Raw genomic sequence first — 12,884 nt, forward strand, 5'->3', positions numbered from 1 at the left:
CGAGGCCCGGCGCACGCATCAGGGCGGTCTTGCATTCAGGCGGCGAAGAGGACCAAGACATGCCGGGGGATAACCCGCCTTGCGCGGGACAGGCCGTTTCCGGCGGCCATAACGATTCGGTCACGGGCTCCGCTGCCAGAGGCGGCAGCCTTCTATGGCGCGCCGGCAGCCGTGTCGGGGTGCTGCTTGCTTCTTCCGCGCTGGTTGGTCCGCTGCTTGGCTTTACTGCACATGCCCAAACCCGCGCGGCGCAAAAGGCCGGGCTGTCGGTCAGCACGGTCGAGGTCATGCAACTCGCCATGTTCGTCGGCGTCATGGGGGCGGCATTGCTGTCGGCCATCTTTCTGATCCGCGAACGGGCGCGCACCGCGGCGGAAAATGCCGAGCTCAGGACCCGCATCGCCGATGTCAATGCCGCGCTGCAGCGCTCCGAGGCGCTGCTCCATTCCCGCGATCAGCGCGTGGTCGTATGGGCGGCCGAGAACAAGAAGCCCGAGCTTGTCGGGACATTGCCGATCGAGAGCGGCGCGCCGGAGGACCGGGCGGCCTTCCTGGCTTTCGGCCGCTGGCTGATGCCGCGTTCGGCGGCCGCACTCGAACATGCCGTCGCATCACTGCGGGACAAGGCAAAGCCGTTCGATCTGGTCATCGAATCGCAGGCCGGCCAGCCGCTCGAGGTTCACGGCCGCAAGAGTGCGGCGCATGTGCTGGTTCGCTTCGTCTCGCTTTCGGAGACACAGCGAAGCCAGGCCAGGCTGAAGATCGAGAACCAGCGCTTGGCCGCCGACCATGAGACGCTGATCGGTCTTCTGGATGCGCTCAAGATGCCGTCATGGCTGCGTACTGTCGACGGGCGGCTGAAATGGGTCAACCGGGCCTATGCCGAAGCGGTCGAGGCCGAGAATGCCGAAGCGGCGGTTCGTGACGGCAAGGAATTCCTCGGAGGCCAGGCGCGCGACACCATCGCTGCGCAGCACAAGTCGCACCCCGTCTTCGAACAGACGCTCTCCACGGTGATCGAAGGCGACCGCCGTATGTTTGCCGTGACCGATTTTGCCGGGGCGGATGGTTCGGCTGGTCTTGCCTGCGACATCAGCGCCATCGAGGCCATTCGCGCCGAATATGAGCGGACCGTGCAGAGCCACGCCGACACGCTCGATCAGCTCAACACCGCCGTAGCGATTTTCGATACCGACGAGAAATTGCGGTTTTTCAATCAGGCGTTCCAGAAACTATGGGGCCTCGACAGCGGTTTCCTGCACAGCGCGCCGGATAACGCCTTGCTGCTCGACCGCCTGCGCAGCGAAGGCAAGATCGCCGAGCAGCCCGAATGGCGGCGCTGGAAAGAGAGCCTGCTCGGCGCCTACCGCGCGGTTGAATCGCAGGAGCATTGGTGGCATCTGCCGGACGGCAAAACCATTCGCGTCGTCGCCAATCCGCAGCCCAAGGGCGGCGTCACCTGGGTGTTTGAGAACCTGACCGAGAAGATGGACCTTGAAAGCCGCTATCAGACCGCTGTGCGGGTTCAGGGTGAGACGCTCGACAACCTTGCCGAAGGCGTCGCTGTGTTCGGCCCCGACGGCAGGCTGAGATTGTCCAACCCGGCCTTCGCGGCCCTGTGGGGGCTGGATGCCGATGCCTCAAAACCCAACGTCCATGTCTCGACGATCCGCGAACTTTGCGACCGCCGTGCCGTCGACAGTCCGTGGGGCGGGTTCGTTGCCGCCATCACCGGCTTCGACGACGAGCGCCGCGACCGCCACGGCCAGACCGAATTGAACAACGGCACCGTTTTGCGCTACGCCGTCATCCCTTTGCCCAACGGCCAGGTGATGATGACCTTCGTCGACGTTACCGACAGCGTCAATGTCGAGCGGGCGCTGAAGGACAAGAATGAGGCGCTGCAAAAGTCCGACCAGATCAAGAACGAATTCGTGCAGCACGTCTCCTATGAGCTGCGCTCGCCACTCACCAACATCATCGGCTTTACCGAGCTTCTTTCACTGCCGTCGACTGGTCCGTTGAACCAGAAGCAACGCGAATATATCGGGCATGTCGGCTCGTCCTCCTCGGTCCTGCTCACCATCGTCAACGACATCCTCGATCTGGCGACGGTGGATGCCGGCATCATGGAACTCGACATTTCCGAAGTTCACATCAATCGAACCATTACGGCCGCCGCCGAACTGGTCGCCGATCGGCTGGAGGAACATGCGATCAAGCTTAGGATCGACGCGGCTGCCGCGCCGAAGACCTTCCACGGCGACGAGATCCGCGTCCGCCAGATACTCTACAATCTGCTCAGCAATGCCGCCAATTACGCGCCGGAGGCGAGCACCATAACGCTCGCCTGCCGCCAGCTTGCCGACGGCGTGGAATTTTCCGTTCACGATGACGGCCCCGGCATGCCGCCGGACCTGCTTGAGTCAGTGTTCCGGCGCTTCGAGCCGCGCACCAATGGCGGCCGCCGCCGTGGCGCCGGGCTCGGCCTGTCGATCGTCAAGAGCTTTGTCGAACTCCATGGCGGCAGCGTCCGCATCGAGACCGGCAGGGATAAGGGCACCACGGTTGTTTGCGCTTTTCCCGACACGCCGTCGGGCATCCGTGCGGCGGCCGAGTAGCGCGGTCGATGGCGGTATTGGTGCTGGAGCGTTTTCTCGCCGACGAGGCTGCGACGGCAAGGCTCGGCGAAGATCTTGCCATGTCGCTGCGCATTGGCGACGTGCTCGCTCTCAAGGGCGATCTCGGCGCCGGCAAATCGACCTTGGCACGGGCGCTGATCAGGGCGCTGGCCGACGATGCCGGCCTCGACGTGCCGAGCCCGACCTTCACGCTGGTCCAGAGCTACGACACGCGTGTGCCGGTCCATCATTTCGATCTCTACCGCTTGGGCACGGCATCCGAGCTGGACGAGCTGGGCTTCGACGAGGCGCTGACGCAAGGGGCTGCGCTGGTCGAATGGCCGGAGCGGGCAGAGGCATATTTGCCGAATACGTCGGTGCTGGTCGAACTTCTCCAGCAGGGCGACGGCCGACTGGCGAGACTGTCGGGAGAGGGCGCCGCCTTCGAGCGCGCGGCGCGATCGCTGGCAATGCGTGATTTTCTCGAACAGGCCGGTTGGGGCGAAGCGCAGCGACGACATTTTATCGGTGATGCCTCGGCTCGCTCCTACGAGATCGTCACGCTCGCCGGATTTCCGCCGCGCGTGCTGATGAACTCGCCAAGGCTGGTGCTCGGACCGCCAGTCCGCGACGGCAAACCCTATGCCGAGATCGCCCACACGGCGCAATCCGTTTCGGCATTCGTCGCCATCGACCGGGCCTTGCGGGCCGGCGGTGTCAGCGTCCCGGAAATCCATGCCCAGGATCTCGAGCAGGGTTTTCTTCTGCTGGAGCATCTCGGTTCCCAAGGCTTTCTCGACAAGCGCGGCCAGCCGGTGGCCGCGCGTTATGCGGCGGCGGCCGAACTGCTTGCCATGATGCACGGCAAAACATGGCCGGCCCGCATGCAGGCCGGCCCCGGCGTCTTCCACGAGGTGCCGCCTTTCGACCGCGACGCCATGATGATCGAGGCCGAATTGCTGGTCGACTGGTATGTCCCGGCGATTTCACGCGCTCCGCCAAGCGAGGCGCTGCGCGCCGGTTATCGCAGCGAATGGAATGCGGTGCTCGATCGGCTCGAGGGGCGCGAATACACGCTTATGTTGCGCGACTTCCATTCGCCCAACCTGATCTGGCGCGCTGACCGTTCCGGTCATGAACGCCTCGGCGTCGTCGATGTCCAGGATGCACTGATCGGACCGTCCGCCTACGACGTCGCATCGCTCGCCATGGACGCACGCGTCACCATTTCACCTGAAATCGAAAAGCACACGCTCGCCGCCTATATCGCCGCGCGGCGCGCGGCCGGCGTCTTCGACGAGGACGAATTCCTCGAAACCTATGCAATCATGGCCGCACAGCGCAATTCCAAGGTACTCGGCATCTTCGTGCGGCTCGAAAAACGCGACGGCAAGCCTTATTATCTGAAGCATCTGCCGCGCATCCGCGACTATCTTCGCCGGGCGCTGACGCATCCGGCGCTGGCCGGGCTGCAGGATTTCTACATCGCCCACGGCTTGCTGGAGGAACGCTCGATTTGACGGCTAAGGATTCAGGCCTGGCGGTGTCGGACGAGGGACCGATGCCAACGACCGCCATGGTGCTCGCCGCCGGGCTCGGCAAGCGCATGCGGCCGATCACCGATACCATGCCGAAGCCGCTGGTCAAGATCGCCGGCAAGACATTGCTCGACTGGGGGCTGGATTGCCTAGCCGAAGCCGGCGTCGCCAAGGCCGTCGTCAACGTCCATTACCTGCCGAAACAGATCGTGGACCATGTAGCCCGCCGCAATGCGCCGAGAATCGTCATTTCGGATGAGAGCAGCGGCCTGCTCGACTCTGCCGGCGGTATCGTCAAGGGATTGCCCTGGTTAGGGGCGCCCTTCTATGTGCTCAACGCGGACACCTTCTGGATCGACAGCGGCGTTTCCAATCTCAGGCGACTTGCTCTTGCATGGGAGGACGCGACAAGGGACATTCTGCTGATGCTTGCGGATCTTCAGTCGGCAACCGGACATAGCGGCGGCACCGATTTCCTGATGGCGCCGGACGGCGCCTTACGGCGTGCGAACAACGATCCGGCCGGCCTGATCTATGCCGGCGCCGCAATCATCCATCCGCGCATCTTCAAGGATGCGCCGGCCGGCCCGCTGTCGCTCAACGCCTATTTCGATGCGGCAATCGCCGCCGGCCGCCTGTTCGGCATGAAGATGCAGGGTCACTGGATCACAGTCGGCACACCTGACGCGATCCCGCGGGCGGAAGCAGCGGTCGCCGCCGCGCTTGCCGGCACGCCCAATGCTGTTGCTGAGGCACCCGGCGCTCTTACCGAGTCGAAATGAGCGGCTCCCGCCGCGTTTTCTCGATTCCGCCCGGAGCGCCGTTCCTGCCGACGCTGGCCGAGGAGCTGCTTGCAGGGCGCCTGGTTCCCGGCTTTGCCTACGATGGCGATCCGCTGATGCTGGCCGATCTCACCATCTATGTGCCGACGCGCCGTGCGGCGCGGGCGCTGCGCGGCGTCTTCGTCGATGCTCTCTCGCGCTCCGGAGGCCGCTCGGCGATCCTGCCGGTCATCCGCCCGCTTGGCGAGTTCGACGAAGATGAAGCGGCCTTCGAGGCAGGAGCTTCGGCCGCCATCGACCTTGCGCCGCCGATCGCCGCGGTAGAGCGCCTGCTGCTGCTTGCGCCGCTGGTGCGAGCGTGGAAACGCCGCCTGCCGGCACATGTCGCGGCACTGTTCGACGAGGAGATCGTCATCCCGGCCTCCGCCGCCGACGCCCTCTGGCTGGCGCGCGACCTGGCGCGGCTGATGGACGAGATCGAGACCGAGGGCACGGATTGGGCGAGGCTCGCCGACCTTGTGACCGGCAATCTCGCCGGCTGGTGGCAGGTGACGCTCGATTTCCTGAGCATCGTGACCGAGAACTGGCCGAAGCTGCTCGAGGAACGCCATCGCTCCAATCCCGCCGCGCATCGCAATGCCCTGATAAGGCTGGAGGCAGCGCGGCTGAGGCGCAATCCGCCGGCCGGGCCGGTGATCGCCGCCGGCTCCACGGGATCGATCCCAGCCACGGCCGAGCTGCTTGCCGTGATCGCCGGTCTGCCCAATGGCGCCGTTGTGCTGCCCGGGCTCGACCGGACACTGGACGAGCCGTCCTTTGCCGCCATCAGTGCACTCGGTGCGCGCCCGGCCCTGCTTGGCCACCCGCAATACGGCCTGGCAAAGTTGATCGGCAAGATCGGCGTGCCGCGCGCCGATGTCGAGGACCTTGCTGTTGCGCCGCGGCCGCTTGCATTGCGCGCCGCACTCGTCGGCGAAGCGCTTCGCCCGGCGGAGACTACCGAGCTCTGGGCCGAGACGCGCGCCCGCTTTACGGCCGGTGATATTGCCGAGGCTTTCGCTGACGTGACGCTTCTCGAAGCCGCCAGCGAACGCGATGAAGCCGTGGCGATCGCCGTCGCGCTCAAACAGGCCGTCGAACGGCCCGGCCAGCGCGCCGCGCTGGTCACCGGCGATCGCGCGCTGGCGCGGCGCGTCTCGGTCGAGCTGTTGCGCTTCGGCGTCGCCGCCGACGATTCCGGGGGCACGCCGCTCATCAACACGCCAGCCGCCAGCCTGCTCAGGCTGGCGCTTCAGGCAGCCTTCCGCCCGGGCGACCCGGTCGCCTTGCTGTCGCTGCTCAAGCATCCCCTGCTAGGCCTCGGCCGAGAGCGGGCAAGCGTGCGCCATGCGGCCGAAATCGTCGAACTCGTGGCGCTGCGCGGTGGCACCGGGCGTCCGGACGTCGCGTCGCTGCCGCAGCTCTTCGACACGCGGCTCCTCGAATTCGACGGCGGCGGCAATCGCCGCCCGCCTTTCTGGCGATCGCGCCTCTCGGTCAGGCGCATCGAACAGGCGCGCGAGCTGCTGATCCGGCTAGCGGCTGCGCTGGCGCCGCTGGTTGCTTTTCGCGGCGAGGAGAATGCCGATCTTGTCACGCTTGTGCGTGCCAGCGTCGTTGCGCTCGAAAGCCTCGGACGCGCCGCCGACGGCAGCCTGAGCGAACTCTATGCCGGCGATGCCGGCGAAAAGCTTGCCGAGCTCTTGCGCGGGCTGGTCGCGGCCTCGGTGTCGTTCTCCTTCGCGGCTGACGAATGGCCTGACGTGATGGAGGCGCTGATCGCGCCCGAGATGGTCAAGCCGGCGCAGGGCACTGACAGGAACATCGCCATCTGGGGTGTGCTGGAAGCGCGGCTTCAGGATGTCGACACGCTGGTCGTCGGCGGGCTCAACGAAGGCGTGTGGCCGCGCAAGCCGGAGAGCGACCGCTTCATGTCGCGGCTGATGAAGACCGGCATCGATCTTGAACCGCCGGAGCGGCGCATCGGCCTTGCCGCCCATGATTTCCAGATGGCCATGGGCGCCAAGAAATTGGTGCTGGCCCGCTCCGCCCGTTCCGGCGACGCACCGTCGGTGCCCTCGCGCTGGCTGCAGCGTATCCTTACCTTCGTCGGCGAGGACCATGCTACGGCACTTCGCCGGCGCGGCGATGAACTGCTTGCCTGGGCGCGTGCGCTCGATGCCGGCGAAAAGCAGGACTTTGCGCCGCGGCCGCAGCCGAAACCGCCGCTCATCGTACGGCCGCACCACTTCTCGGTCACCGAGATCGAAACGCTGCGTCGCGATCCCTATGCGGTCTATGCCAGAAGGATACTCGGCCTGATGCCGCTCGATCCGGTCATTCGCGATCCGGGCGCCGCCGAGCGTGGCACGCTGTTTCACGCAATTCTGCACCTCTTCTCGGCGAGGGTGGCCGACCCGCGCGCGCCGGAGGCGCTGGACGGGCTCATCGCCGCAGGCCGCTCCTGCTCTGCCGAGGCTGCGCTGCCCGCCGATGTCGAGGCGGTGTGGTGGCCACGCTTCGAAAAGCTTGCCGCCGGCATCATCGAATGGGAGCGCGGCCGGGCCGCAGCCGTGGCACGGCGGCACGCCGAGGAACGCGCCGAAAAGACCGGGGTCGGCCGATCCGGCGTAACCCTGTCCGGCTATGCCGATCGCATCGATCTGCTGGCTGGCGGAATGGCCGACATCCTCGACTACAAGACCGGCTCGTCGCCATCCAAGGCACAGGCGCACACGCTGCTCGCGCCGCAACTGGCGCTGGAGGGCGCGCTGCTCAGGCGCGGCGCTTTCAAGGAGCTTGGCGCATGCGAGCCGTCGCAACTGGCCTTCGTGCGGCTGAGGCCGAATGGCGAAGTGTTCGAGGAATCCATCCTCGAATACAACCGCAGGCCGCGAACCGCTGCCGATCTCGCCGAAGAAGCGTGGGCGCGGCTGGAAAAACTGCTCATCCACTACGCCGACCCGGCGACCGGCTATCTGTCGCGGGCGCTGCCGTTCCGCGAGGGCGAGACCGACGGCGACTATGACCATCTCGCCCGCGTGCTCGAATGGTCGGCCGGCGGCGACGCCGACGACGAGGGAGGGGAGGCATGAAAAAGGCCTACCCCATTCCAAGCGACACTGCCGCGAGCCAGGCAAGCGCGTCCGACCCGCGCAATTCCGCCTGGGTGTCGGCCAACGCCGGATCCGGCAAGACCCATGTACTCGCCCAGCGTGTTATCCGGCTTCTGCTGCGTGGCACCGATCCGTCCAAGATCCTGTGCCTGACCTATACGCGTGCCGCCGCCGCCAACATGTCGAACCGGGTGTTTTCGACCCTGTCGCAATGGACGACCTTGGGCGATGCCGAGCTCTCGAAACGGATAGAGGCGCTGGACGGCCGCCAGCCCGACCGCGAAACCATGCGCCGGGCGCGGCGGTTGTTTGCGGAGGCGCTGGAGACACCGGGCGGGCTGAAGATCCAGACCATCCACGCCTTCTGCGAATCGGTGCTGCATCAGTTCCCGCTGGAAGCCAATATCCCGGCGCATTTCGAAATGCTCGATCCGCAAATGGAGGCTTCGCTGTTCGCCGCCGCCCGCCGCGACATGATTTCGGGCGGCGTTGCAGGCGATGCGGCGTTGGCCGAGGCCTTCGCCACCGTGCTTGAGCGCGGCGGCGAACATGGGCTCGACGCACTGCTGGCCGAGATCGTGCGCAAGCGCGATGGTTTGCGTGCGTTCATCGCCGCGGCCGGCGGCGATGGTTTTCAGGCGCTGTTCGACGAGTTTCAGTTCCGCGCCGGCCAGACGGCCGAAGGCATAGCCGCCTCCGTCTGGCCGCTGCCCGGCTTCCTGCCGGATTATCTCGTCACCTTTTCACGGGCGGCCGAGGCCGCCGATGCGCGCGTGGTGCTGAACAATATGCTGCCATACGCCCGTCTCGCCTTCGCCGAGGAGCATCCGGTGCGTCGCCTGAATTTGCTCTCCAAGGCTTTCCTGAGGGCCGACGGCGAGCCTTACGATCCGGCAAAGACGTTCAAAAGGGCATTGCTTGACCGGTTGCCCGATCTTGCCGAACGATATCTGGCGGCGGTCGACGCCATTCTCGAAATCTCCGACCGGCTGGCCTTGTTCAGGATGCTGGAAGGCACCCGTGCGGCGCTGACCATCGCCGACTGGCTGATCGCCCGCTACGAGCAATTGAAGCGCGCCCGCGGCTTCCTCGACTTCAACGACCTGATCACCCGCACGGTCCATCTACTGGCGCGGCCCGACGCCGGCCCATGGGTGCAATACAAGCTCGACCAGGGCATCGACCACATCCTCCTCGACGAGGCGCAAGACACCAGTCCCGACCAGTGGGAGGTGGTCAAGCGGCTGGCGGAGGAGTTCTTTGCCGGACTCGGCGCACGCGACGCCGTCCACCGCACCATCTTTGCGGTCGGCGACGAAAAGCAGTCGATCTATTCCTTCCAGGGAGCCGCCCCGGACTCCTTTGCCGACAGCCGGATTTTGTTTGCCGGCAAAGTCAGATCCGCCGCCGCCGCCTTCGCCGATCTCAAGCTGACCTGGTCGTTTCGCTCGACCGACGACGTGCTTGCGGCGGTGGATCGTGTCTTTGCCGACCCGGACGTGCGGCGCGGCATCAGCCACGATCCCGATCCGCTCGACCACAAGGCGATCCGCAACGATGCGCCGGGCTATGTCGAGGTCTGGCCCTCGCTCGGCGCCGACATCGTCGACGAACCGGACGACTGGACGCAAGCGGTGGATCACGCCCACGCACCGGCGGTGCGCGTTGCCGAAAACGTTGCAGCGACCATTGCCAGCTGGATCGGCGGCGGCGAGGTCATCGAAGGGCGCGGCAAGAAACTCCGGCCCGGCGACGTGCTGGTGCTGGTGCGCAAGCGCGACCGCTTCGTCCATGCCCTGACACGGGCGTTGAAGCGCCGCGACATCCCCGTGGCCGGCGCCGACCGGCTCAGCCTGCCTGGCCATATCGCGGTGAAGGACCTGATCGCACTCGGTCATTTCCTCATCCAGCCCGAGGACGATCTGTCGCTGGCCGCCGTGCTGCGCAGCCCGGTCTTCGATGTCTCGGAAGAGCAGCTTTTCGCGCTTGCTGCGGGGAGGCCGTCGGGCGTCTCGCTGATCGCCTCGCTGCGCCGGCATGCCGGCGAAAGCGAGGCGTTGGCCGCCGTCGTCAGCCGGCTCGACACATGGTCGAACGAGGCCGCATTCAAGCCGGTGTTCGAATTCTATGCTGCAGCTCTCGCCCGCGACGGCCTGCGCAAGAAGATGATCGCGCGGCTCGGGCCGGAGGCCGGCGACATCCTCGACGAATTCCTGAATTTCTGCCTGGCCGAGGAGCGGACCGGCCTGCCGGGACTGGAATCCTTCCTGTCGACGCTGGAAAACGCCGGCCCCGAGATCAAGCGCGAAATGGACCAGACCCGCGACGAGGTTCGCGTCATGACCGTGCATGCCGCCAAAGGCCTGGAGGCGCCGGTGGTATTCCTTGTCGATGGCGGCTCCGCGCCGTTCAGCGACCAGCATCTGCCGAGATTGATGCCGTTCGAAGGCTCGGGCGACTGCTGGGAGGGCAAGGGTTATCTCTGGCGTTCGGCCAGCGATGTCGCCAATGGATTTTCACGCGCCGCATCGGCCCGCGCCCGAGAGCTCGCCGACGATGAATATCGCCGGCTGCTCTATGTCGGCATGACCCGCGCCGAGGATCGGCTGATCGTCTGCGGCTACCATGGCAAGCGGGCGCCGAATACCGGCACCTGGCATTCGATCGTCAGCCGCGCACTGGTCGGTGCCACGGAGAGCGAAGAACGCCGGCATCCCGCCACCGGCGAGACCGTGCATCGTTTCCAGGTGACGAAACTGCCGCCCATGCCACTGGCGTCCGTGGATGAGGCACGACAGGCTGAACGCTTTGCGCCATTGCCGGAAACCCTGTTCCAGCCTCTGCCGCCCTTCGAGGAATTGCCGCGGCCGCTCTCGCCGTCCGGCGCCTCGGTGCTGATCGACGAGGCGCGGCAAGCGGTAGCCGACACGCGTTCGCCGGTGCTGGATGCCGACGCCGAGCCCGGCTTTGCCGTCGTGCGCGGGCTGGCGCTGCACAAATTGCTGCAGATGCTGCCCGGCATCGCCGAGGGAAAACGCCGGGATGCCGCCGAACGCTATCTGGCAAGAGCCGGCGCGGCATGGCCCGACGGCGAGCGCGACAAGGCCCTGGCTGGCGTTTTCAGAATTCTTGCCGACAGCCGTTTCGCACCGCTGTTTGCGCCAAACTCGCGCGCCGAAGTCGCCATCATGGGCAGCCTGGGAGTGAGGGGCAAACTGCGCTCGATTTCCGGCAAGATCGACCGGCTTGCAGTAACGCCGGACAAGGTTTCGATCGTCGACTACAAGACCAATCGGCCAGCGCCAGCTACGCTCGCCGAAGTCCCGCAAGCCTATGTTCTGCAGCTCGCACTCTATCGCGCCCTGCTTCAGCCGCTCTATCCGGGACGCGAGGTCTCGGCGGCGCTGCTGTTCACCGAGGCGCCGCGGCTGATCGATCTGCCGGCAGCGGCCATGGACGACGCGCTTGCTAGACTCACGGGAGCGTGACACAACACTTGCTTGAAGACGGACGCGATCACCACCACATTTGGTGCGACGAACAAATCGAAAGGATCTCAGCATGGCCACCGTCAAGGTCGACAAGAGCAATTTCCAGGCCGACGTGCTCAACGCCAAGGAGCCGGTCGTGGTCGATTTCTGGGCGGAATGGTGCGGCCCGTGCAAGATGATCGCCCCGGCGCTCGAGGACATCGCCATCGAACTCGGCAGCAAGATAAAGATCGCCAAGCTCAACATAGACGAGAATCCTGAGCTGGCCGCGCAGTTCGGCGTGCGCTCGATCCCGACGCTGATGATCTTCAAGGGCGGCGAAGTCGCCGACATGAAGGTTGGTGCTGCGCCGAAAACGGCATTGTCGCATTGGATCAACGGCAGCCTCGCCTGATCCGATCAAAATTTTGCAGAAAGCCCGGCCTTGTGCCGGGCTTTCTTTTGCTGGCGTCATTGGTGGGGCGCTCTGGCACTCGCGGCTTGCCGCCCGGTATTCTTCTGTTCGGAATACAAAGGGGAAGCGATATGACCGGATCCGCCAAGGCCACCGTCTTCATCGACAATGAGCGAGTCATTGTCACCGAATACCGTTTCGCCCCGGGCGACAACACCGGCTGGCACCGCCATGGCCACGACTATGTGATCGTGCCGTTGACCGACGGTAAGGTGAAGCTCCTGACCAAGGATGGGGAATCCTTTGCCGAAATGAAGAAGGGCTCGCCGTATTTCCGCAATGAGGGCGTCGAACATGACGTGATCAGCGCAAACGATAGCGAATTCGCCTTCATCGAGGTCGAACTGAAGTAGTCCACCAACCACCGGCTGCGCCGCTACAATTGTCCGGCGCGGCGCTATTCACCAATCCGCGATACGATCGCCGCCGACGAATTGTGCGCTTTTCTCAGTGTATTCGAACAGTTCGACCTTCACACCGTTGGGGTCGCGGATCCAGGCCTGGTAGGTGTCATCGCACGCGCGTTTCTTGGAAGTGACATCGACCCCCTTTGACCTCAGATGGGCGATCGCGGCGTCGATGTTTTCCACTTCGAGGCAGAAGTGGTTGATCTGGTTCAAGTCGCTATAGCTTGCGCCGTCTTTCTGGAACACCTCGACATGGCTACGGCTGCCGCAATTGAGGTAGAAGCCGAAAGTCTTCCCGTCGCGCAGGAAATTGAACTGGGTGTCCATGCCGAGGACGTCCCGATAGAAGCGTCGCGTCATCTCCAGGTCATTCGCGAAAATGCAAACGTGTGCGAGCTGCTTTACCTTGATCATGACTGGCTCCTCGCGGTGATCT

General features: G+C 65.2%; 8 protein-coding genes. 7 read left to right on the forward strand and 1 reads right to left on the reverse strand.

Translation table 11 applies throughout. The features are described from left to right. The first annotated feature begins 59 nt into the window (after positions 1 to 59). The 7 genes from NKH42_RS02265 to NKH42_RS02295 all read left to right on the forward strand — a co-directional run bounded on the left by NKH42_RS02265 (position 60) and on the right by NKH42_RS02295 (position 12,394). Positions 60 to 2,621: a sensor histidine kinase gene (locus tag NKH42_RS02265; RefSeq protein WP_352505966.1), complete on the forward strand. Its 2,562-nt coding sequence runs from the start codon at positions 60 to 62 to the stop codon at positions 2,619 to 2,621. Between the two features lie 8 nt (positions 2,622 to 2,629). After that, positions 2,630 to 4,141, forward strand: a complete 1,512-nt coding sequence (tsaE, locus tag NKH42_RS02270; protein WP_352505965.1) for a tRNA (adenosine(37)-N6)-threonylcarbamoyltransferase complex ATPase subunit type 1 TsaE — start codon at positions 2,630 to 2,632, stop codon at positions 4,139 to 4,141. Between the two features lie 41 nt (positions 4,142 to 4,182). Continuing rightward, positions 4,183 to 4,941 (forward strand): nucleotidyltransferase family protein, encoded by a 759-nt coding sequence (locus tag NKH42_RS02275; protein WP_352505964.1) that lies wholly within the window; start codon positions 4,183 to 4,185, stop codon positions 4,939 to 4,941. After that, on the forward strand, positions 4,938 to 8,075 hold the full coding sequence (gene addB, locus NKH42_RS02280; protein WP_352686526.1) for a double-strand break repair protein AddB: 3,138 nt from the start codon (positions 4,938 to 4,940) through the stop codon (positions 8,073 to 8,075). The genes NKH42_RS02275 and addB overlap by 4 nt, the downstream gene beginning before the upstream one ends. Then, the gene (gene addA / locus NKH42_RS02285; RefSeq protein ID WP_352505962.1) at positions 8,072 to 11,584 is read left to right on the forward strand and encodes a double-strand break repair helicase AddA; all 3,513 of its coding nucleotides are present in this window, start codon (positions 8,072 to 8,074) and stop codon (positions 11,582 to 11,584) included. Before addB ends, addA begins: the two co-directional genes overlap by 4 nt. Positions 11,585 to 11,657: 73 nt before the next feature. Beyond that, positions 11,658 to 11,981 carry a thioredoxin gene (trxA, locus tag NKH42_RS02290; protein WP_023677558.1) on the forward strand — a complete coding sequence of 108 codons (324 nt, stop codon included), beginning with the start codon at positions 11,658 to 11,660 and terminating at the stop codon, positions 11,979 to 11,981. 131 nt (positions 11,982 to 12,112) lie between these two features. Continuing rightward, a complete protein-coding gene (locus tag NKH42_RS02295; protein WP_352505961.1) occupies positions 12,113 to 12,394 on the forward strand; it encodes a cupin domain-containing protein in 282 nt (93 codons plus the stop codon). Between the two features lie 48 nt (positions 12,395 to 12,442). Here the strand turns inward: NKH42_RS02295 and NKH42_RS02300 are convergent, their stop codons facing one another. Further along, entirely contained in the window at positions 12,443 to 12,862 is a 420-nt protein-coding gene (locus NKH42_RS02300; RefSeq protein WP_352505960.1) for a VOC family protein, read from the reverse strand. Between the last annotated feature and the right edge of the window lie 22 nt (positions 12,863 to 12,884).

It is taken from the genome of Mesorhizobium sp. M1142 (assembly GCF_040318565.1).
GTDB lineage: Bacteria > Pseudomonadota > Alphaproteobacteria > Rhizobiales > Rhizobiaceae > Mesorhizobium.

What these genes read in the sequence shown, in the direction of transcription:
- NKH42_RS02265 (WP_352505966.1), top strand. Translation starts at nt 60, where the DNA reads ATGCCGGGGGATAACCCGCCTTGCGCGGGACAGGCCGTTTCCGGCGGC.
- tsaE (WP_352505965.1), top strand. Translation starts at nt 2,630, where the DNA reads ATGGCGGTATTGGTGCTGGAGCGTTTTCTCGCCGACGAGGCTGCGACG.
- NKH42_RS02275 (WP_352505964.1), top strand. Translation starts at nt 4,183, where the DNA reads ATGCCAACGACCGCCATGGTGCTCGCCGCCGGGCTCGGCAAGCGCATG.
- addB (WP_352686526.1), top strand. Translation starts at nt 4,938, where the DNA reads ATGAGCGGCTCCCGCCGCGTTTTCTCGATTCCGCCCGGAGCGCCGTTC.
- addA (WP_352505962.1), top strand. Translation starts at nt 8,072, where the DNA reads ATGAAAAAGGCCTACCCCATTCCAAGCGACACTGCCGCGAGCCAGGCA.
- trxA (WP_023677558.1), top strand. Translation starts at nt 11,658, where the DNA reads ATGGCCACCGTCAAGGTCGACAAGAGCAATTTCCAGGCCGACGTGCTC.
- NKH42_RS02295 (WP_352505961.1), top strand. Translation starts at nt 12,113, where the DNA reads ATGACCGGATCCGCCAAGGCCACCGTCTTCATCGACAATGAGCGAGTC.
- NKH42_RS02300 (WP_352505960.1), bottom strand. Translation starts at nt 12,862, where the DNA reads ATGATCAAGGTAAAGCAGCTCGCACACGTTTGCATTTTCGCGAATGAC.